This window comes from Actinoallomurus sp. CA-142502, assembly GCF_050936355.1.
GTDB classification, from domain to species: domain Bacteria; phylum Actinomycetota; class Actinomycetes; order Streptosporangiales; family Streptosporangiaceae; genus Actinoallomurus; species Actinoallomurus iriomotensis.
Map to the genome: position 1 here is coordinate 7,202,837 of NZ_JBNJMY010000001.1, position 19,796 is coordinate 7,222,632.

Below are 19,796 nucleotides of genomic sequence, written 5' to 3' on the forward strand. Positions count from 1 at the left end.
CGTACGGTGGGCTCATGACCGCCGAAACGCGCTGGCTGACGACGACCGAGGAACGCGCGTGGCGCGGCCTGCTGAGGATGCACGACCTCCTGGTCAACCGGACCGGCCGCTCGATGCAGGATGAGTTCGGGCTGTCCGCCACGGACTACACGGTTCTGGCCGAGTTGACCCGAGCGCCCGACGGCCGGCTGCGCATCCAGGAACTCTCTCGCGTCCTGGAGTGGGAGAAGAGCAGGGTGTCGCACCACCTCACGCGCATGGTGAGGCGCGGCCTGGTCTCCCGCGAGGAGTGCGAGGACGACAGGCGCGGGGCCTTCGTGGTGGTCACCGCCGAGGGCCGGGCGGCGATCACGGCCGCCGCCCCGCGTCATGTCGAGGACGTCCGGCGCTACTTCCTGGACCACCTCACCCCCGGCCAGATCACCCTGCTGGCCGAGATCGCCGATCTGGTCGTCGAGAAGAACCTCTCCGGCCACGAGGCCGCGCCGTGACCGGCTCGACGCCGGACGACCGGCGACCGCGTTGTTGGGCTCAAGACACGTTCGTCGACGGACCGAGCCGCTACTGCCGCACCCCGCACTGACGAAAGGTCACGAGGATGCGCTAAGGGCGCGTGACGTCGCCGGCCGGCCAGCCGGGCATGTCGTCCGCGGTCTCGTGCAGGGCCGTGTCGATGTCGCGGTAGGGCTCGCCCGACGGATCGTCCCGCTGGTCGAACATGACCGCCCACGTCAGGCCGTCGAAGCGGCGGACCAGCAGGGTGTGCGTGCCCGGCAGGCTTCCGCTGTGCCAGGTGACGAGGCCACGGCCGGTCTGCCGCACGTGCCAGCCGCAGGCGTAGTACCGGCCGCGCCTGGCGCCCGTCTCGGGTACCGCGAGCGCCGGGGCCACCGAGCCCGCGGACAGGACCGGGGTCACGCCGTCGTAGACCCGCGCGAGCCGCACCAGGTCCACCGGCGTGGCCAGCCACCCGCAGTTGAACGCGTTGTTCTCCTGGTTGAAGGTGCCGTACGGCGCGGCCACCTGCGCGCCCGAGGAGTCCATCACGGTCGTGCCCTTGTACTGCGAGTAGTACGGCACCTCGCCGGCCGCGGGCGCCAGGGTGTGGCCGAGCCGCATCCGGGTGATGCCGAGCGGGGCCAGCACCGCGTCCCGCACGTACGTCGCGTACGGCCGCCCCGTGACCTTCTCGATGATCCGGCCGAGGAGCAGGTAGCCGTAGTTGCTGTAGGCGAACGCCGTGCCCGGCGCGTGGTCGAGGGGCCGCGCCGTGACGTACCGGACGATGTCGTCCGGGCCGATCGGCAACGGCCGGCCGAGCGCCTTGGCGATCGCCACGTCGTCGAACATCGGGTCCCCCGACACCTCGCGGTCCCAGCCGCCGAGGTGCCGGAGGAGCCGCGCGACGGTGACCTCCGTGAGGCGGGGGTCGGCCGCCGCGCCGATGTGGAGCAGGTCCGTCATCCGGTCGGACGGCCGGAGCCGGCCCTCCTGGATGAGCCGCAGGACCGCGGCGGCGGTGACCGGCTTGGTGACGCTCGCGGTACGGAACAGGGACGTGGGCCCGGTCTCCCGCGTCCCGCGGCCTCCCCGGCTGTAACCGCGGGCCAGCAGCAGCCGGCCGTCACGTGCCACGGCGAGCGAGCCGCACGGGATGGAGCGCTCCTCCATGAAGGCCATCACGGTGGCGTCGAACTCCTCCAGGCCGTGCAGTATCGGCCCGGCGACGCGCCAGGCGCGCCGGTCCCCGGCGCGCGCCGTACCCTGCGGGGCGGTTAAAAGGGCGGCCGCACCCACGAAGCCCGCGAGTCTGCCGAAGTCACGCCGGGTGAACCGGTCGGCCGTCAACGCCCCTCCAGAAAACGCGGTCCCGCCAGGACGACAAGGTCGCCGGCCTGGTAAAACTGCGCGATCCTCAGTCATCGCGGACTACCCGGCCGGGCGGCGGCCCGGCCACGTGCGCCGATCGGGGCGGCTACCGCTTCTCTTCCCCGTCGCGGCCCTCAGATACGCCGTGACCGGACAAATGCCCTTCAAAAGTGGCTACTTACAATGCGGACATGGCCACCGAGGAGCGGGTGACGTACTGCCGGATCTGCGAGCCCCTGTGCGGTCTGGTCGCCACGGTGGACGACGGCCGCCTCGTCCGCCTGCGGCCCGACGACCGGCACCCGCTGTCGCGCGGTTTCGCTTGCCCCAAGGGCATCGCCATGACCGACGTGCAGAATGACCCGGATCGCGTCCTTCGCCCGTTGCACCGCCGCCCGGACGGCTCCGGGTTCGAGCCCGTGAGCTGGGACGACGCGCTCGACGACATCGGCCGGAGGCTGCGGCGGATCCTGCGCGACCACGGCGGCCCGGCGATCGGCTGGTACTTCGGCAACCCCGGCGCGTTCTCCTACTCCCACGCGCTGTGGCTGCAGGGCTTCATGACCGCCGTCGGCTCGCCGAACCTGTTCACGGCCGGCTCGCAGGACATCAACAACCGGTTCGTCGCGAGCCGCCTGCTGTACGGCTCGCTCACCCGCGTGCCCATCCCGGACCTCGCCCGCACCGAGTTCCTGCTGGTCGTCGGCGCCAACCCGCTGGTCTCCCACGGCAGCGCCGTCAGCGCGCCGCGGATCCGGGACCAGCTGCGCGCGATCACGCGGCGCGGCGGCAGGGTGGTGGTCATCGACCCGCGCCGGTCGGAGACCGCACGCGCCTTCGAGCACGTGGCGGTACGTCCGGACGGCGACGCCTGGCTGCTGCTGTCGCTGCTGCACGTGATCTTCGCGGAGGGACTGGAGGACACGGCGGCCCTCGCCCGGCAGGCGCGCGGCCTGGACGCGCTGCGCGCCGCGGCCGCCGCTCACCCGCCGGAGCGGACCGAGGACCGTACCGGCGTGCCGGCCGAGGTCGCGCGCCGGCTGGCCCGCGACCTGGCAGGCGCCGCGAGCGCCGCCGTGTACGGGCGCACCGGTTCCTGCCTGGGCCGGCACGGGACGCTGGTGGCGTACCTGCTCGACGCGCTGAACGTCGTCACCGGCAACCTCGACCGCCCCGGCGGCGCGGTGTTCGGCTCCTCACCGCTCGGGATCGAACGGCTCGCCGACCGCTTCGGCCTCGCCTCGTACGCGAAGCGGCGCTCCCGCGTGGGCGACCTCCCCGACGTGCTCGGCAGCTTCCCGGCGGCCCTGATGGCCAAGGAGATCACCACGCCGGGCCCGGGCCGCGTACGGGCGCTGTTCGTCTCGGCCGGGAACCCGGTCGTCTCGGTACCGGACGGCGACGAGCTGTCGGCCGCCCTCACCGAGCTGGAGCTGTTCGTCTCGATCGACCTGTACGTCAACGACACCAACCGGCACGCCGACTACGTGCTGCCGGCGGCGACCTTCCTGGAGCGCGAGGACCTGCCGGTGGCGAACCTGGGCCTGTTCGCCACACCGTTCGCGCAGTTCACCGAGCCGGTGCTGCGGCCGTACGGAGAGGCGCGGCAGGAATGGCAGATCATCGACGCGATCGCCCGCCGGGCCGGGCTGCTGCCCTTCGTACCGCGCCCGCTGAGCCGGATCCTGCGTCGGGTTCCGTCGCCGTCGCCGGTGTTCCTGCTGGACCTGGCGGTACGGCTGGGCCCGGGCGGCGACCTGTTCGGACTGCGGCGGCGTGGACTCAGCCTGCGCGCGCTGCGGCGGCGTCCGCACGGCGTGGTCCTCGGCGAGCACGTACGGACCGGGATGCTGACCAAGGTGGTGCGGCACCGCGACCGCCGCGTACGGCTGGACCCGCCCGAGATTCTCGCGGAGCTCGGACGCCTCGGCACGGACGAGGAGGACCCGGCGTACCCGCTGCGCCTGATCGGCCTGCGCGAGCTGCGGTCGCAGAACTCCTGGATGCACAACTCCGCGACGCTGATGCGCGGCGGCCGGACGCACACGGCGCGGGTCCACCCGGCCGACGCGGCCGAGCACGACCTCACCGACGGCCGGATGTGCCGGATCACCTCGCCGTACGGCGCGATCGAACTGCCCGTCACGGTCACCGACGAGGTCATGCCGGGCACCGTGGCGGTGCCGCACGGGTGGGGCCACCAGGGCGGCGGCTGGCGGCGCGCCAACCGGGCCGGCGGCGCCAACGTCAACCTGCTGACCTCCTCCGACCCCGCCGACCTGGAACGCCTGGCGGGCATGGCGCACCTCAACGGCGTGCCGATCCGCCTCGGCCCGGCCGGGCTCAGATCGTGAACGCGAGGTTGTCGAGAACGCGGCGGGCCAGGTCGCGGTCGCCGTCGAGCTCGACACCGGCGTGGTCACCGGTACGCCCGCCACCGAGGCGCAGGTACCGCGACGACGACATGCGCAGCACGGCCGTCGGCGGCCCCGGCGCCGCCTCCACGAGCCGGGCGCGGCCGTCGACGACGACGGTCAGCCGGCGGACCAGGGGCCCGGTCAGCTCGATCCGCACGATCGAGCCGTCGGGCGCCGCGGCGCGTTTGCCGACAAGGTAGCCCAGGGCACGGGTCGCCTCCTCCAGCGCCAGCTCGGCGGCCGGACCGGTCTCGTGGCCGGGTGCGCCGACCGCCTCGCGGATGTCCTGCTCGTGCATCCAGCAGTCGAAGACGCGGATCCGCATGAACCGGCCGTAAGTGGCCTGCCCGGCGGGCGTCCAGCTCGGGGCGTCGAAGTCGGACCGCGTCATCCGCTCCAGCCGCGCGGCGCGGCGGGCGGTGACGTCGCGGAACCGGGCGAGCATCTCCCCCGGCGCCGCGTCGCGCAGCGCCTGAACCCACAGCTCGTTGAACGCGGCCACGTCGCCTCGTACGTGCGGCAGGACGCGCACGTCGACGCCGGGGTCCGGCGCCTCGTCGCCGGCGAGCGAGGCCTCGGTGCCGACGAGGTGGGCGACGACGTCGGTGACCCGCCAGCCGGGCAGACACGTCGGCCGGGTCCAGTCGCCGGGCGGCAGGCCGTCCAGCAGCGCGTCAAGGGCGGCCCACTCCGCGGTGAGCGCGGCGACCACGGTCTCCCTGCTCTCGCCGCCGGTATCGCCCATCGAAACCTCCCGGGGAACGCTTCGCTCGCAGGAGTGTTTCACGAACCCGCCGCCGGGGACCTGGTAAGTGATGCTGGACAGCGGAGGGTTCCTCGCGAAGAACACCCTCGATGGGATCCCAGAGGACTGTCTTGCGGGCAGCAGGTCCAACTCGCGGTGGTTCAATTTCTTAAATCGTTCGATTTCTCGTTGTGCTGCTGCGACATTGAACACGCCGCCTGCAACCATGCGATCATCTACTAGTCGCATCCCGGGAGGTGCAATGGGTCGACGAGGTCTTCAGCTTCTACTCGGCGTATTGGCCACGGTTGCTGTGGCATCAGGGCTGTTCGGCATGATCTTCGGGCCCGAGTTTCTTCCGGACGGCGGCCACGTGAGCGCAACGATCGACAGCGAATATCGCTTCGTCAACGCTTTTTGGTTCACCGCCGGTGCGGTGGTGATGTGGTCGCTCCCTCGAGTCGAGCGGGCGACGGCCGTACTCCGACTCACGCTGGGAGCTGCATTCCTCGGCGGCGTGGCCCGGATTTGGGCCGCAGCAGCGTCAGGCTGGCCCAACCCGGTCTTCGTGGTCGCACTGGGCATCGAGCTGTTGCTCGTCCCAGTCACGCTCTGCTGGCAGGCAAGGGTCACCACTGCATCGGGAGCGGCCTCCGACCAAGACTCACCTTGACTTCGATCACACTGGGCACTCTCTCTGCAACTCTTGGTCGCTATGTGTGATCTTCAGACCGTACGGTCGTTCTCCTGGTGGAGTAGAACGAGGGCGGCGGAGGTGATGGCGCCGATGCGCCAGACCGATGAGATCGGCTCGAAAATCGGCCAGCGCGTCGATCACGCCATGGGTGCGGGCGCAGGTCATGTCGTGTTCACGACCGGGCCGCACCTCGGAGGTCCACAACGGCCATCCGTCGGGAGCGAGATGACCTGGACGTTGCCGCCATGGTGCTTGTACTTACCCGACCACCACAGGTCAGCGCCGTTGGGGCCGGGCGCGGCCACCCGGTCGGTGGGGATGACGACCCCGTCCAGGTTGACGTGCGACAGGCCCGCACAATGGGCTGCCGCCAGGACTCGCCGCAGGTCAGGAGCGTTGACGGCGAATATATGTGAGCCATACGAACGACCCATCAATTCACTCATCCACCGAGCACCCCGGGGTGCTCAGGCTTGGCGAAACCACCAGCGAGGTCGCCGTTACAACCGCCTGGCCGGCAAGTGCCATCGCGGTACTACGTACTGGCCCCTTCGCGCAGGTGAGAGTCGATGATCTGGTGCAGCGTGGCGGGGATCTCGGCGACCGTCGACCGGCCGGTCCTGGCCAGCAGGATCATGCCCTGGAACTGCGCGAGCAGGATGCGCGCGAGCAGGACGGGGTCCACACCCGGCCGCAGCGTGCCCTGGTCGGCCGCGTGGCGGCACAGGACGGCCAGTCGTTCCTCCCAGTCGGCGAACACGCTGGCGAGGTGTTCTCGTACGGACTCGTCGGCGCCGGCGAGCTCGGCCGCCAGAGTGCCGAACGGGCAGCCGACCAGCGCGCCGAAGCGAAGCTCGAAGCCCGCCTGGATCTCCCCGACGGCGTCGGCGACCGCGTGCAGCCGCCGGGCGGCGTGGTCGGCGCCGTCGACCGCGCCCGCGGCCTCGAGGCGGGCCCACAGCGCCAGGGCGTGCCGGTCGACCACGGCGTTGACCAGCTCGGACTTGGAGCGGAAGAAGTAGTAGAACGTGCCCCTCGGGACACCGGTGGCCGCACACACCTCGTCCACCCCGACGGCCTGGTAACCGCGCGCCAAGAACAGCCGGGCCGCGGCCCTGACCAGCCGCTCCCGCGCGTCGCTCGAACGACCCACCCGCCGAACATCCCGGCTCGCCGGAGGTCTGTCAATCGGCCACGCACCGACGGTGATAATCGGACCGCGGAGCGAGGTCCGCTCGGCGGCGACCGAACCGGGCAGGACGCCGTGCGGGTCTACGACCGGGGCTGGAGCATCCGCCGGACCGCCCAGCGGTACGGCGGGTCCTACGGAGCGATGGCCGGAGAATCCTCAGGCGCCGGACGTCGCCGTTCAGCGGCCTTCCGGCCACGACGCGCCCGCCCACGGGTCGTAGTCGACCTCCAGCGGCTCCTGCGGTGGGCGCTCGCCCTCCGGGACGTGCTGGAGGTTGACCCGGATGCGGTACCAGACCGAGCTGCGACCGCGCATCCCGTCCGTCAGGATGTCGGCGCGCTCCAGGTGGCGCACCACGTCGGGGTGCCGGGCCTTCCAGCGGTCCAGGCCCGCCAGCGCCTCGTCCTTCGTACGGGCGCGTGCGATCTCGATGAGCGGCATCGTCGGCTGCCGGCGGCCGGTGCCCTTGGGCGGCTTCTCCGCCGGCCCGAGCCGGTCGGCCAGCTCCAGCAGTGGCTCCAGCGAGCCCGCGGTGCCCTCAAGGTCCGCCCAGGGGTCGCCGATCGCCGCGAACCGCTCTGGGACCGTGGTCACGGTGTACTCCGCGGGGCGGCAACCCGGCACCTCGTCCCAGGTGAGCGGGGTGGACACCCGGGCGTCCGCGGTCGGCCGAACGGAATAGGCCGAGGCGATCGTCCGGTCCTTGGCATTTTGGTTGAAGTCGACGAAGACGCCCTGCCGCTCCTCCTTCCACCATCGGCTGGTGGCCAGGTCGGGGGCGCGGTTCTCCACCTCGCGGGCGACGGTCTCGGCGGCGAGCCGCACGTCGCGGTACGGCCATCGGGGATCGATGCGCGTGTAGATGTGGAATCCGCGCGAGCCGGACGTCTTGGGCCACGCGGTCAGGCCGTGGTCCTCCAGCACCTCCTTGGCGACCAGGGCGACCTCGACGATCTGCCCCCACGGGACGCCGGGCACCGGATCCAGGTCGATCCGCAGTTCGTCGGGGTGGTCGAGGTCCTCCTTGAGCACCGGGTGCGGGTTGAGGTCGACGCAGCCGAGGTTGACCACCCAGGCGAGCTGCGCGGCGTCACGGACGACGACCTCGTCGGCGGAGCGGCCCGACGCGTAGTGCAGCCGCGCCACCTCGATCCAGTCCGGCCGCGTGGCCGGGGCGCGCTTCTGGAAGAAGGCCTCCTCGTCGATCCCCTTGACGAACCGCTTGAGGATCATCGGCCGGCCCGCGACGCCGCGCAGCGCGCCGTCGGCGACGGAGAGGTAGTAGCGGACGAGGTCCAGCTTCGTGTGACCACCGGACGGGAAGACCATCTTGTCCGGGTTGGTGACCGTCACCTCACGCCCGGCGACCTCCAGGACCTGCGACTTCGGCATGGGATCACCATAGGTCGCCGTGCCCGCGAACAGAATACCCGGGCCCGGATCCGCCCCTCTCGCAACGACTCCATTATACCAAGGCAATCGCATTTCTTCTACCATTCATCGGAAATGCAGAAAGCAATTAAGCCCGCTATATTCGCGGCCATGGATTGTGCGGAAAGTGCCTTCGTCACCTCGGCCGGGCTGCGTCTGTGGACCGAACGGTTCGGCGATCCGGAGCATCCGGCGATACTGCTGATCATGGGGACGGCCACGCCGGCGATCGGCTGGCCCGACGCACTCGTGGAGACGCTCGTCGACGGCGGACGCCAGGTCCTTCGCTTCGACCACCGCGACACGGGCCGGTCCGACCGCGTGGACTTCGCGCGGCACCCCTACACGCTCGCGGACATGGCCGGCGACGCGGTCGCCGTGCTCGACGGGTACGGCGTCGGCGCCGCGCACGTCGTGGGGGCCTCCCTCGGCGGCGCGATCGCCCAGTGGCTCGCCGTGCACCGGCCCGAGCGGGTCCGCACCCTCACCACGATCATGGCCGGCCCGATGGGCGCGGACGCCGGTCCCGCCTGGGCCCGCGCGCTCGCCGGGCAGGCGCCCGACCCCGGCGACCTGCCGCCGCCCGCGCCCCGGTTCCTGGAACACCTGGCCGCGAAGGCGGCGATGCCGCGCACGACCCGCGAGGAGCACATCGCCGCGGACCTGGAGACCTGGCGCGTGCTGAACGGCGGCGTGCTGCCCTTCGACGAACCGGCCGCCCGGCGGTTCGTGGCGAACTCCTTCGACCGCGCGAGCGACTACGCCGCGGCGGCCAACCACGATCTGGCCGGCCGGCGGATGACCGACGACCGGCGGGTCCCGCTGTCATCGATCACGGCGCCGACGCTGGTGCTGCACGGCACCGAGGACCCGCTCCGGCCGCTGCCGCACGGCGAGGCGCTCGCCGCCCAGGTCCCCGGTGCCCGGCTGCGGACGGTCCCGGGCATGGGCCACGCGTTCTTCTCCCCCGGCCTGCCCCGCCGGATCGGCGAGCTCGTCCTGGAGCACACGATGGTTTGATGGACGGCCATGAAGGGGTTCGCGAGGCGGGAGTTCCAGCTCGTCCTGCTGCGGCGCATGGCCGACTACCAGCCCGACCTGGTGGCCGGGGCGATGCGTTCGCTGGACGCGTCGCGTACCGAGATGCGGCAGGTGAACGCGCGCTGGCAGCGGATCCTGCGGTCGCGGGCCTTTCCCGGTGGTGAGCGCCGGCTGCGGATGGTGCTGGGGCCGCCCGCCGACGGTGCCGAGCGGACGCTGGGCGACGTCACCTGCCGTACGGACTGGTGGGACCTGCCGCTCTGGCCGGACCTGCGGTTCGAGGCCCTGATCGGGCCCGACGGGGCGGTCCTGCACGAGTGGCTGGTCCGGCCCGAGGGGGCGCCGGCGCCGCGGATCGACGGCGTCGCGGACCTGCGGCCGTGGTCGTGTGTCGTCTCCGACGTGGCCGAGCGGTTCCCGCCGGCCCGTCACCAGGCCGACACGGTGCCGAGCCGGTGGCAGGTGGGCTTCACCGCTCCGGGCGAAGGATCCGCCGCGTGCTCGTACGTCGCCCATTTCGTGTGGGGACTGTTGCAAACCGTGGAGCGGGACAGTCCCCGCGCCGTGTCACCATGAGGAGATCATGCGAGTGCCGGGACGCCCCCGCGCCCCGGTGAATGAGGCAGCGAGGACCGCTCAGTGGCAAAGCTCGACATCACCACGCTGACCCGGGCCGCGGACGAACTCCTCGAACGCGTCGAGAACCCGCACCGCCGGCGGATCTTAGAGAACTACCGCCGTCACGCGCTGCTCCAGGTGACCGGCCGGTGGGAGCAGATCTTCGTCCCGGAGATGACGGTGGAACACCCCGTCTGCTACCTCAACATCAACCGCGCGAGCGCCACGCTCGACGGCCCCGACGAGGTCGCCGCCTTCTACCGGACGCTCGCCGACAGCGGGACCAACGTCATGGTGCTCCAGGACGAGCAGCTCGCGGTGGCCGACTGGGGGCTCGCGACGGAGGCGACCTTCAACACCTACGCCCGCGGCCACGTGATCCCGGACGGCGACCCCGAGGGGTACTACCTCGTGCGTCAGCGGATCGCCATGCACTGGCCGTACGACGGGCGCGGGCGCCTGCTCGGCGGGCACGTGTACGAGCACGCCGACCTGACCGAGATGCGGCGGATCACGGAGCCGGACTTCATCACCGTCGCCGATGCGCGCGCGAGGCTCGACCCACTGATCCGTCCGCTGCCCGGCTGAGCTCAGCCGGGCAGGAGCCGCTCGCGCAGGAAGTCCACGACCCGGTCGCGGGCGGCGAGGGCCTGGTGGCCGGGCTCCTCGCGCACCTCGGCGGTCAGCACCGAGTGCGCAGCCCGGCCGAAGCCGCCGGCGTTGCCCGGCGAGGAGTCCAGCTCGATGACCTCGAAGGCGTCGCCGAGGTGCTCCCGCAGTGTCACGAACCGGTCCGGCGGGCTGGTGCGGTCGCCGGTGAAGCGCAGCCCGAGCACGCACAGGCCGGACCGGGCCGTACGGTCGACCACGGTGGCGAGCTCCTCCCGGGAGACGCCCGCGTCGCGCCGGCGGCCCTTGCTGACCGGGAGCGGCACGGACGGCTGGCTGAGCACCGGGGCGAGCACGGCGTCATCCACCGCGGCGGCGAGGGCGAACCCTCCGGTGAAGCACATGCCGATGACTCCGACGCCGGGTCCCGGGGTGCGGGCCGCGAGGTCGCGGCAGAGCTCGCGCAGGTAGTCCGCGATCGGCCGGCGCGCGTTGACGGCGAAGGCGCGGAACTCCGCCGACACGCAGACCCGGGCCACCGTCCCCGCGACGTACGGACCGGACATCGGGCGGCCCGGCGTGCCGAACAGCGACGGGATCGCGACCGTGAAGCCCTGTTTCACCAGGTGGTCGGCCAGACCGAGCACCTCGGGCGTGATGCCGGGGATCTCCGGCACGAGCACGACACCCGGGCCGTCGCCCTTCTCGTACACGTCGTGAGTGATCCCCGCCCCGGTGAACGGGGCGCTCTGCCAGCCGGTGAGTTCCGAAGTCGGCGCCGAACCCGTCACGGTGCCTCCTTTGCCGTCGCGTGCCCGTCATCATCGCGAACCCGGCGCGGGGCGTCGAGGCCTGCGGGTAAGGCTGCCGGCGCCAGGGCATGACATCGGGCGCTTCGGCCACGCGTCGAGCGGATCGGGCCGCCAGTGTTGTCATCGAGATCCTTGGCCGGACGCGAGTTCGTTGAGCAGGAGCGTTTCGGCCAGGCACGCGTGTTCGAAATCGGCGAGATGCAGGTTCTCGTCGGTGCTGTGCGCTCGGCAGGTGGGGTCGGCTCCTGCGCTGGTGACGAGGATCGCCGTCTTGGGGAATGCCGCGGCGAATTCCGCGACGAACGGGATCGCGCCACCGCCTCCGATGTCGACGACGTCATTGCCGTAGGCGTCCTGGTAGGCCCGTCGTGCGGCGTCGTAGACGGGTCCGCGTGGATCGATGGCGTGCGGCTGTGCCGAATCGGTGGCGGTGACCTTGACTCGTACGCCCCCAGGTGCGTGTTCATGCAGGTGCCGGGCCAGCGCGGCGTGGGCGGACGACGCGTTGTCACCGGGTGCGAGCCGCAGGCTCACCTTGGCCCGGGCCACGGGTGTGAGGGTGTTGGACGCGTCGGCCACCCGGGGTGCGTCGATCGCCAGTACCGTCGCTGCGGGTTTGGCCCAGATCCGCTCCGCGACGGTGCCGCTGCCCAGGAGCGGGACGCCGTCGAGTACGGCGGCCTCGACTCGGAACCGTTCCTCGGGGTAGTCGACCGTCGGGCACCGGGCGGTGACGAGCCCGTCCACCGCGACGTCGCCGTGGTCGTCATGCAGGGTGGCGAGCAGCCGGCAGAGTGCGGTCAGCGCGTCGGGGGCGGCACCGCCATAGGTGCCGGAATGCGCGCCGTGTTCGAGGGTCCGCACCTCGACGACGCAGGCGGCGAGGCCACGCAGCGTGGTGGTGAACGCGGGGACGCCGACCGCGAAGCTCTCGGAGTCGGCGAGCACGATGGCGTCCGCGGCGAGCCGGTCGCGGTGGCGGTCGAGGAACGCGCCGAGACTCGGGGAGCCGATCTCCTCCTCACCTTCGATGAGGACCGTGAGTCCGACCGGCGGCCGACCGTCGTATGCCCGGATCGCCGCCAGGTGCGCGGCGATGCCGGCCTTGTCGTCGGCAGATCCTCGCCCGTAGAGCCGTCCGCCGGTCTCGCACGGTTCGAATGGTGGGTTCGTCCACGTGGAAGGGGCACCAGCGGGCTGAACGTCGTAGTGGGCGTAGAGCAGGACGGTGGGCCGGCCCGCGGGCGGCGGAAAATGCGCGAGCACGGTCGGTCGGCCGTTCTCGATGTCGTCCAGGATCTGGGTCTCGTGCGCGCCGGCGGCAGCGAAGAGTCCGGCTGTCATTTCCGCACAGCGGCGCAGCTCTGGCGCAGCGCCGGGGTCGGCGCTCACGGAGGGGATGCGTATCAGGGCCTTCAGGTCGGCCAGGACACCGGGCAGAACTCGCCGTACGGCTTGGCGAAGGTCGTCGCTCATCGAGTCCTCCGTCGGTCGATCCAGGTCGGGATGAGGGCGGCGACCAGCACGACGGCGGTCAGCGCGAATCCGGCCGCGTAGCCCACGTGTCCGGCCACCAGTCCGAAGCCGACGGCGCCGAAGCCCATGCCGCCGTCCCAGGCGAGGTTCCACAGCGCGCTCGCCCGGCCGAACTCCGGTTTCGGCGTTCGTTGGAACATCAGCGTCAGAGTGATGTTCTGAGCGGCCCCGAACCCGGCCCCGAAAAGTCCGGCTCCTGCGACCAGTAGGTACGGGTTGTGCAGCCAGACGAGTCCGGCAGTGCCGGCGGCGGCCGCGAGAACCGCGGGAAGGAGCAGGTGCGCGATGCCGTGGCGGTCGCCGTAGCGGCCCACGAGCCAGCGGACGAGCGGCATGGCCGAAGCCTGGACCAGCAGCGCCAGCGCGGCCGTGCCCCGCGCCCCGGCCGACACGGCAAGAGGCAGAAAGGTCAGCACGATTCCCGCCGCCACCGTGATGGCCGCGAAGATCATCACAGGTCGGGCAAGTCCGCCGTCGCGCAGCCCGCCCAGAACTCCCGTGTGATGCTCGGCTGATCCCCGCGCGGCGGGCAGGCCGGCCACCGCGGCGAGCGTGGCCAACGGCACCGCCGCCCCAAGGACGAACACGGCTCCGTAGCCGATGTGCGCGCTCAGCCACACGCCCAGCGGCAGGGCCACGACGGCGGGAACCCCTACGGCGACGCCGTACAGGCCCAACGCCTCACCGCGCCGCCGGTCCGGGACCAACTCGGCGACCAGCGTGGGACCGGCCACCACGACGATTCCCAGTCCCGCCCCCCGAGCCGCGCAGGCGGCCAGGACCAGTGGCAGCGCAGGCGAGACCACCAGAACGGCCGACGGCACGCCCAGCAACAGCAGCCCCAGGGCGATCCCCGTGCGATAGCCGCATCGCCTCAGCACCGCCGGTACGGCGAGCTCCATCAGCACGGTGGCCGCCATCATCACGCCGGTCGACAGCCCCGCGCCCGTGTCGCCTGTCCCACTCGTCGCCACGTACAGCGGCACCACCGAAACCAGCAGGTAGAAGGCGGTGAGCGAACCGAGGGACGCAGTCAACAAAAGGATCATCTGACGGTTCAGCAACGTACGCCGCGCCGTTCCCATCTCCAGCTCGGTCACCGGAGCAGTGTTCTCCGGCGGCCGGCCTTCGCGGATCGGGCGAGCACCCTATCCGGTATCCCTAGATGTCGGATCCGGTATCCCTATCTGGAAATCTGTAGGCGTGAACGTGGATGCCGCAGGCTCGTCCTTCGTGGGGCGAGGCGAGGAACTCGCCGTGTTCCGCGAAGCCTGTGCCCGAGTCCGGCAGGGGTCGCCCGCGGCGGTGCTCGTCGGCGGTGAGGCCGGCGTGGGCAAGTCTCGGCTGGTGGCCGAATTCACCGCCGGGTTGTCGAAGAGGGAGCTCGTACTCCTCGGCGGGTGCGTGGAACTCGGCGCGAATGGGCTGGCGTTCGCGCCGTTCGCCGCGGTGCTGCGCACTCTGGTACGAGAGCTCGGCGTGGCCGGTGTCTCAGAGGTGTTGCCCTATGGCGAGGCGCGGGAACTGGGCCGGTTGCTCCCGACGCTGGGATCGTCCGGCGGCGATGGCGCCGACGGTATGGCTCGCGCGCGCCTCTTCGAGGAGTTTCTGGCACTTCTTGCGGGTGTGGCCGAGCAGCGGTCCATCGTGCTGGTCATCGAGGACATGCACTGGGCGGATCGATCCAGCCGAGAGCTGCTCAGTTTCCTCCTCCGTAACCAGCACGCCGTTCCGGGCCTGCTGGTGATCGCCACTCACCGCAGTGATCAGATGCAGCGGTCCCATCCGCTGCGTCGCCTCTGGGCCGAACTGGACCGGTTGGCGTGGGTGAGGCGGTTCGAGCTCGGCCGGATGACCAAGAACGAGGTCATCAGCCGGCTTCGCGGTCTCCTCGGTCGCGAGCCGGACGCCCGGCTCGGCGAGGAGATCTTCCGGCGCAGTGCGGGTAACCCGCTGTTCGTGGAGGCCCTGTCGGCCGGGGCTGACGCGCCGGTGCCCGAGTCCATCCGCGACCTGCTTCTCACCCCGCTCGAGCAGCTGCCCGCCCGTACCCGGCAGGTCGTACGGGCCGCAGCGGTCGGTGGGGTTCGAGTCGGTCACCCGTTGCTCTCCGCGGTCACCGAGCTCGACGATGCGGCACTGACGAGCGAATTGCGGCCGGCGGCGGAATCGAACCTCATGCTGGTCGAGGAGAACGGTTATTCGTTTCGGCATGCACTGGTCCGGGAGGTGCTGTACGAGGACATGCTGCCCGGGGAGCGGACATTGCTGCACGTGCGCTATGCCGACGCGCTCGAGAAGGACTCCTCCCTTGCCTCGGACGGCCGCGCGGCGGTCGAGTCCGCCCATCACTGGTACGCGTCGAAACGCCGGCCCGCCAGGGCGCTGGCGGCCTCCTGGCGGGCCGCCGCCGAGGCTTCGGCATCGCTGGCCCATGCCGAGCAACTGCACATGCTCCTTCAAGTCCTGGAGCTGTGGGAATGCGTTCCCGACGCCGCGGATCAGATCGCGACGTCCCGCGCCGAGGTGGTCGAGAAGGCGGTGCACGCGGGCATGGCGGCCGGCGAAGGCAAGCGGGCCATGGAGCTGATCACTGCCGCCCTCCCGGAGAACGGCGATCCGGTCCGCGCGGGCCGGTTGCTCACGTGCCGTGGTGAACTGCGCTTCGTCCTCGGACTGCCGGGCGACGTGGCCGACCTTCGGGAGGCGGCGCTGCTCATTCCGGACGGCCACGGTCTCCGTGCGTCCGTCCTCAACACGCTGGCCAACCGTCTGCTGACCATCCCGCGCGAGGAGGAAGGCCGCGCCGTCGCACGGGAGGCCATGGCGGCGGCACGGGCGACCGGCGACCCCAGGTCCGAGATCATCGCCACCGTCAACCTCGCCTACGCTCAGGCTCGCGCCGGCGACATCGACGCGCACCTGCCCCACCTCGTTGCCGCGCGAGCCATGGCCGACCGCATCGGTGACCACAGCGCCCTCATGCACGCCTACCGGTGTGAGGCGGACGTGCTGCAGAGCGCCGGTCGATACGAACAAGCGGCCGAGGCGGCCCGGCATGGTCTGCGCACCGCGGCCGAGGCCGGGCTGGCCCGTACGTCCGGTCCGACGCAGGCCGGCAATCTCGCCGAGGCGCTGATCGCCCTGGGCCGCTGGGACGAGGCGACCGAGGTGATCGATCATGTCCTCGACCTCACACCGCCTCCCAGCCTGCACGCTTACCTGCTGGTTCTGCGCGGAACGATCGCGCTGGGCCGAGGCGACCTCGACCTGGCCCGAACCTGCACGGACTACGCCCGCGAGGTCTTCACCCGGGGCACGTCCTACGCCCAGGACCATCTTCTGCTGGTGCACCTCGAAGTGGACCTGCGGCTCGCCCAGGGCCGGCGGCCGGACGCCGTGCGCCTCGTCGAGCAGGCGCTGACCACCGACGAGATCGAAACGAGCCCGCGCTACCTGTGGCCCGTGATCGAGGCCGGAGCCCGAGCCGGTGTTACCGGCCTGGACGGAACGGCGGCCGCGCTTCCGGTCATCGGCCCGGTCCAGCGCGCCCACCAGCTCACCTTCACCGCCGAGACACGAAGCCCCGACCGATGGGATCGCGTCGCGGCCGCCTGGGCCGACCTGCGGCAGCCCTACCCACAGGCCTTGGCACTCCTTCGGGCAGCCGAGGTGGCCGCGGACGCCGGAGACCGCGCTTTGGCACAATCGCACCTGAGCCGCGCCGCCGCCCACGCGGACCGGCTGTCCGCCCACCCCTTGCGTACCCGGATCGACCGGCTGGCGAGACTCGCTCGCATTTCCCTCACTCCGGCCAACGGGTCACGCGCGGAAGACGGACAGAAACGCTTCGACCTGACGCCACGTGAGCGTGAGGTGCTCGATCTGATCGCCGACGGTCGCACGAATCGCCAGATCGCCGAGGAACTGTTCATCTCGGTCAAAACCGCAGGCAACCATGTCTCCAGCATCCTCGCCAAACTCGGCGCGACCAGCCGCCTCCAAGCCGCCACCACCGCCCACAGACATCAACTCATCCGCACGACGGGGGAGGACATGGGCAGCGAATAAGCCATCGTCGAGCGCGATCGGTCTTCTCTCCGCAGGGGAACCACTGGAGGACGGATCGCGTCAAATTCTGTGATGCCGGACAAACTGTGGAGAAGCGACAGTTTCCGCAAGGGAGCCGGTGTCACGCTCGTCGTGGCGTCGCTGATCTACGCCGGTTGGATCGTCGCCGACCTCACCGTCCGCGACCTGTGGGTGTCCCTCCCCTTCCTGCTGGCGAACGCCTTCCTCATCGCCCTGCTGTTCGTCACCGTGTACGACAACTGGCACCGGCTGCCGCTCGCCGTCGCCACTCCCCCGGATCTCGCCGAGCCGTACGTGGCCGTGCTCGTGCCCACGTACAACGAGCCGCCCGCGATGGTGCGGCGCACCCTGGAGAGCGTGCTCACCCAGCGGTGGGGCCACGACCGCCTCGTCGTGGTGGTCGGCGACGACGGTCACCGCCCCGCCGTACGGGCGGTGGTCGAGGACCTGCGGCGGCGCTTCCCGGCCGTGCCGCTGCACCACCACCTCCCGCCGCGCCGGCACACGCCGGAGCGGCGGGGCGACGCCAAGGACGGCAACCTCAACTCCATGCTGGACTTCGTCGTCCGCGCGTACCCGGAGATCGAGTTCGTCGAGACCCGTGACGCCGACGACCTCGTGGGCGACCCGGACTTCCTGCGGCACACGGTCGGGCACCTCGTGCGCCATCCGGACATCGCGTACGTGCAGACCGTCAAGGACGCGCACGTGAGTCCCGGCGACCCGTTCGGCAACCGGCGCCGGTTCTTCTACCGGGGCATCATGCTCTCGCGGGCCGCCGCCGGGGCCGCGTTCCCCTGCGGCAGCGGGCTCGTGTGGCGGCGCTCGGGCCTGGCGGCGATCGGCGGCTTCCCCACCTGGAACCTGGTCGAGGACCTGTACTCCGGCTACCTCGCGCTCCAGCACGGGCTGCGCGGGGCGTACCTGCCGATCGACGGCGCGGTCGGCCAGGTCGCACCCGAGGACCTGCCCAACGTCTACAAGCAACTCGGCACGTGGGCGATGGACACCATGCGGATCTTCTTCTGGCGGTCGCCGCTGACCACGCGCGGCCTGTCGTTCCGGCAGCGGCTGCAGTTCCTCGAGGTCGGGCTGTTCTACCTGTCGAGCGTGCCGACGCTCGTGCTGATCCTGACCCCGGCGAGCTGCCTGCTGTTCGACGTGCGCATGTTCTCCTCGCACGTCGTCGCGCACATCGCCTACTCGGCCCTGTACGTCATGCTGCTCGCGGCCTACATGTACGTGCTGGGCAACGGCACGTCGTGGCGCGAGGTGGTGCGGGCCAAGCAGATGTGGGTGGGGCTGATGTTCGTCTACATCTCCGCCTGCCTGCGCGCGCTGTACTACGGGCCGCACCGCAAGCCGGCGTACCGGGTCACCCGCAAGGACCGGCGGGCCGCGCTGTACCTCAAGGAGGTGGCGCCGCACCTCGCCCTCCTCCTGCTGCTCGTCGCGGCCGTCGTCCGCCACCTGCTGTCGCTGCCCGGCTCGCCCGCGCACCGGCTCGACCTCGGCTCGGTCTTCTGGGCGGTCAGCTACGGGACCCTGCTCTGCGCCTTCATCCGGCGGAGCTGGTACGGGCTCGGAGAGCCGCCGCCCGAACCCGGCGCCCGCGCCCCCGATCCGGCCGCCGACGTCGGCGAGACCGCGCTGAAAGGCTGATACGTGACGGCGAGAACCTACTCCGAGCGCCTTGGCCCGATCACGGACCGGCAGCTCCAGGCCGCGCTCGACCGGCACGGGCTGGGCCGTCTCGTCGACGCCGAGCCGATCCCGCACGGGCACTTCGGGCAGAACCTCTTCCTGCGGAGCACCGGCGGGGAGTACGTGCTGCGCGGCAACCCGTCGTTCCCGGGCCAGTTCGCCGCCGAACGGTTCCACGTGGAGCTGCTGGCCGGGGCGACACGGGTGCCGGTGCCGACGCCGTACCGGATCGACCCGGATCCCGGCGTGTTCGGGTGGAGCTACGTCATCATGCCGCGCATGCCCGGTCTCAAGCCGTCCGACCCGGACGTCCGCGACCGCCTGGGCACCGTGGAGAGACACGGCATCGCGCGGGCGCTGGGCGCCAACCTCGCGGCGATGCACGCGGTCACCGCGGAACGGCCGGGCCGGTTCGCCGCCGGCACCGGGACGGCCGGCCCGCTGGAGGCGCCCGGCGAGTCGACCTGGAGCGCCGGGCCCCGCAGGCCGTGGACCGGCCCGTACGACCGGTGGGTGGCCGAGCGCGTCACGCACCGGCTGGAGACGGCCCGCGGCCACGACCGGCGCGCCACCACCTCCGCCGACCTGACCTGGGTACGCGGCCTCCTCGCCGACGGCGCCGAGGCGATGGCCGAGCCGTTCCGGCCGTGCCTCGTCGTGGAGGACTACAAAGAGGGCAACGTCGTGGTGACCGGCGACGGCGCCGACTGGACGGTCAGCGGCGTCTTCGACCTGGTCGAGTGCTACTTCGGCGACCCGGAGGCCGACCTGGCGCGGACGGCGTGCGCGTATCTCGACGAGGACCCCTCGCCGGCGCGCGCCTTCCTCGGCGCCTACCTGGCGGCGCGCCCGCCCCGGCCCGGATTCCGGCGGCGCGCGACGACGTACCTGCTCCAGGACCGCGCCCTGCTGTGGGAGTTCTTCCAGCGGCACCACCTGCGCTGGTGGCCGGAGACGTGGACGTTCCGAGACTGGGCGGGCCGCTATCTGTCCCTCCTGGAGCCGGTCCTGCCCGGTCCGGGCGGATAATCGG

Annotated in this window: 16 protein-coding genes and 1 pseudogene; 9 read left to right on the plus strand and 8 right to left on the minus strand. The window is 71.5% G+C overall.

The window, feature by feature from the left end; all coding sequences use genetic code 11:
* The first annotated feature begins 14 nt into the window (after positions 1 to 14).
* Complete coding sequence (locus ACQEV1_RS33980; protein WP_433399240.1) at positions 15 to 491, plus strand: MarR family winged helix-turn-helix transcriptional regulator; 477 nt, start codon at positions 15 to 17, stop codon at positions 489 to 491.
* Positions 492 to 603: 112 nt separating this feature from the next.
* Here the strand turns inward: ACQEV1_RS33980 and ACQEV1_RS33985 are convergent, their stop codons facing one another.
* The gene (locus tag ACQEV1_RS33985) at positions 604 to 1,848 is read right to left on the minus strand and encodes a serine hydrolase domain-containing protein (RefSeq protein WP_433399243.1); all 1,245 of its coding nucleotides are present in this window, start codon (positions 1,846 to 1,848) and stop codon (positions 604 to 606) included.
* Positions 1,849 to 2,060: 212 nt separating this feature from the next.
* On the opposite strand from ACQEV1_RS33985, the gene ACQEV1_RS33990 reads away from it, so the two are divergent.
* Complete coding sequence (locus ACQEV1_RS33990) at positions 2,061 to 4,223, plus strand: molybdopterin-dependent oxidoreductase (RefSeq protein ID WP_433399246.1); 2,163 nt, start codon at positions 2,061 to 2,063, stop codon at positions 4,221 to 4,223.
* Here the strand turns inward: ACQEV1_RS33990 and ACQEV1_RS33995 are convergent.
* Positions 4,213 to 5,031, minus strand: a complete 819-nt coding sequence (locus ACQEV1_RS33995; protein WP_433399249.1) for a maleylpyruvate isomerase family mycothiol-dependent enzyme — start codon at positions 5,029 to 5,031, stop codon at positions 4,213 to 4,215. The two genes, ACQEV1_RS33990 and ACQEV1_RS33995, sit on opposite strands and share 11 nt — an antisense overlap.
* Before the next feature lie 262 nt (positions 5,032 to 5,293).
* Here ACQEV1_RS33995 and ACQEV1_RS34000 point away from each other — a divergent pair, with 262 nt between their 5' ends.
* A complete protein-coding gene (locus ACQEV1_RS34000) occupies positions 5,294 to 5,704 on the plus strand; it encodes a DUF4345 domain-containing protein (RefSeq protein WP_433399251.1) in 411 nt (136 codons plus the stop codon).
* Positions 5,705 to 5,872: 168 nt separating this feature from the next.
* Here the strand turns inward: ACQEV1_RS34000 and ACQEV1_RS34005 are convergent.
* The 3 genes and pseudogenes from ACQEV1_RS34005 to ligD all read right to left on the minus strand — a co-directional run.
* Positions 5,873 to 6,147: pseudogene (locus ACQEV1_RS34005) on the minus strand (transposase family protein); the annotation flags it as partial.
* 116 nt (positions 6,148 to 6,263) lie between these two features.
* Positions 6,264 to 6,881, minus strand: coding sequence for a TetR/AcrR family transcriptional regulator (locus ACQEV1_RS34010; protein WP_433399254.1), 618 nt, complete (start codon positions 6,879 to 6,881; stop codon positions 6,264 to 6,266).
* 216 nt (positions 6,882 to 7,097) lie between these two features.
* Positions 7,098 to 8,312, minus strand: a complete 1,215-nt coding sequence (ligD, locus tag ACQEV1_RS34015; RefSeq protein ID WP_433399257.1) for a non-homologous end-joining DNA ligase — start codon at positions 8,310 to 8,312, stop codon at positions 7,098 to 7,100.
* 150 nt (positions 8,313 to 8,462) lie between these two features.
* Between ligD and ACQEV1_RS34020 the strand changes: the two genes are divergently transcribed.
* The 3 genes from ACQEV1_RS34020 (at position 8,463) to ACQEV1_RS34030 (ending at position 10,598) form a co-directional block, all read left to right on the plus strand.
* On the plus strand, positions 8,463 to 9,371 hold the full coding sequence (locus ACQEV1_RS34020; protein WP_433399260.1) for an alpha/beta fold hydrolase: 909 nt from the start codon (positions 8,463 to 8,465) through the stop codon (positions 9,369 to 9,371).
* 9 nt (positions 9,372 to 9,380) lie between these two features.
* Positions 9,381 to 9,968, plus strand: coding sequence for a hypothetical protein (locus tag ACQEV1_RS34025; RefSeq protein ID WP_285629974.1), 588 nt, complete (start codon positions 9,381 to 9,383; stop codon positions 9,966 to 9,968).
* Between the two features lie 63 nt (positions 9,969 to 10,031).
* The gene (locus ACQEV1_RS34030) at positions 10,032 to 10,598 is read left to right on the plus strand and encodes a hypothetical protein (RefSeq protein WP_433399263.1); all 567 of its coding nucleotides are present in this window, start codon (positions 10,032 to 10,034) and stop codon (positions 10,596 to 10,598) included.
* Between the two features lie 2 nt (positions 10,599 to 10,600).
* Here ACQEV1_RS34030 and ACQEV1_RS34035 read toward each other — a convergent pair whose 3' ends face one another.
* The 3 genes from ACQEV1_RS34035 to ACQEV1_RS34045 form a co-directional block, all read right to left on the minus strand.
* Positions 10,601 to 11,410, minus strand: coding sequence for a dienelactone hydrolase family protein (locus ACQEV1_RS34035; RefSeq protein ID WP_285583913.1), 810 nt, complete (start codon positions 11,408 to 11,410; stop codon positions 10,601 to 10,603).
* A 141-nt stretch (positions 11,411 to 11,551) separates the two neighbouring features.
* On the minus strand, positions 11,552 to 12,907 hold the full coding sequence (locus ACQEV1_RS34040; RefSeq protein WP_433399267.1) for a dipeptidase: 1,356 nt from the start codon (positions 12,905 to 12,907) through the stop codon (positions 11,552 to 11,554).
* On the minus strand, positions 12,904 to 14,067 hold the full coding sequence (locus tag ACQEV1_RS34045; protein ID WP_433399270.1) for an MFS transporter: 1,164 nt from the start codon (positions 14,065 to 14,067) through the stop codon (positions 12,904 to 12,906). The genes ACQEV1_RS34040 and ACQEV1_RS34045 overlap by 4 nt, the downstream gene beginning before the upstream one ends.
* Positions 14,068 to 14,074: 7 nt before the next feature.
* On the opposite strand from ACQEV1_RS34045, the gene ACQEV1_RS34050 reads away from it, so the two are divergent.
* From ACQEV1_RS34050 to ACQEV1_RS34060, 3 genes are all read left to right on the plus strand, one after another.
* On the plus strand, positions 14,075 to 17,038 hold the full coding sequence (locus ACQEV1_RS34050; protein ID WP_433399273.1) for an ATP-binding protein: 2,964 nt from the start codon (positions 14,075 to 14,077) through the stop codon (positions 17,036 to 17,038).
* A gap of 72 nt (positions 17,039 to 17,110) precedes the next feature.
* Positions 17,111 to 18,721: a glycosyltransferase gene (locus tag ACQEV1_RS34055; protein ID WP_433399276.1), complete on the plus strand. Its 1,611-nt coding sequence runs from the start codon at positions 17,111 to 17,113 to the stop codon at positions 18,719 to 18,721.
* Between the two features lie 3 nt (positions 18,722 to 18,724).
* The gene (locus tag ACQEV1_RS34060) at positions 18,725 to 19,792 is read left to right on the plus strand and encodes a phosphotransferase family protein (RefSeq protein WP_433399279.1); all 1,068 of its coding nucleotides are present in this window, start codon (positions 18,725 to 18,727) and stop codon (positions 19,790 to 19,792) included.
* Positions 19,793 to 19,796 lie beyond the last annotated feature (4 nt).

Excerpts from the sequence above, each read along its gene's own strand:
- ACQEV1_RS33995 (WP_433399249.1), bottom strand. The coding sequence starts at position 5,031 with ATGGGCGATACCGGCGGCGAGAGCAGGGAGACCGTGGTCGCCGCGCTC.
- ACQEV1_RS34055 (WP_433399276.1), top strand. The coding sequence starts at position 17,111 with ATGCCGGACAAACTGTGGAGAAGCGACAGTTTCCGCAAGGGAGCCGGT.
- ligD (WP_433399257.1), bottom strand. The coding sequence starts at position 8,312 with ATGCCGAAGTCGCAGGTCCTGGAGGTCGCCGGGCGTGAGGTGACGGTC.
- ACQEV1_RS34000 (WP_433399251.1), top strand. The coding sequence starts at position 5,294 with ATGGGTCGACGAGGTCTTCAGCTTCTACTCGGCGTATTGGCCACGGTT.
- ACQEV1_RS34020 (WP_433399260.1), top strand. The coding sequence starts at position 8,463 with ATGGATTGTGCGGAAAGTGCCTTCGTCACCTCGGCCGGGCTGCGTCTG.
- ACQEV1_RS34025 (WP_285629974.1), top strand. The coding sequence starts at position 9,381 with ATGAAGGGGTTCGCGAGGCGGGAGTTCCAGCTCGTCCTGCTGCGGCGC.
- ACQEV1_RS34040 (WP_433399267.1), bottom strand. The coding sequence starts at position 12,907 with ATGAGCGACGACCTTCGCCAAGCCGTACGGCGAGTTCTGCCCGGTGTC.
- ACQEV1_RS33990 (WP_433399246.1), top strand. The coding sequence starts at position 2,061 with ATGGCCACCGAGGAGCGGGTGACGTACTGCCGGATCTGCGAGCCCCTG.
- ACQEV1_RS33980 (WP_433399240.1), top strand. The coding sequence starts at position 15 with ATGACCGCCGAAACGCGCTGGCTGACGACGACCGAGGAACGCGCGTGG.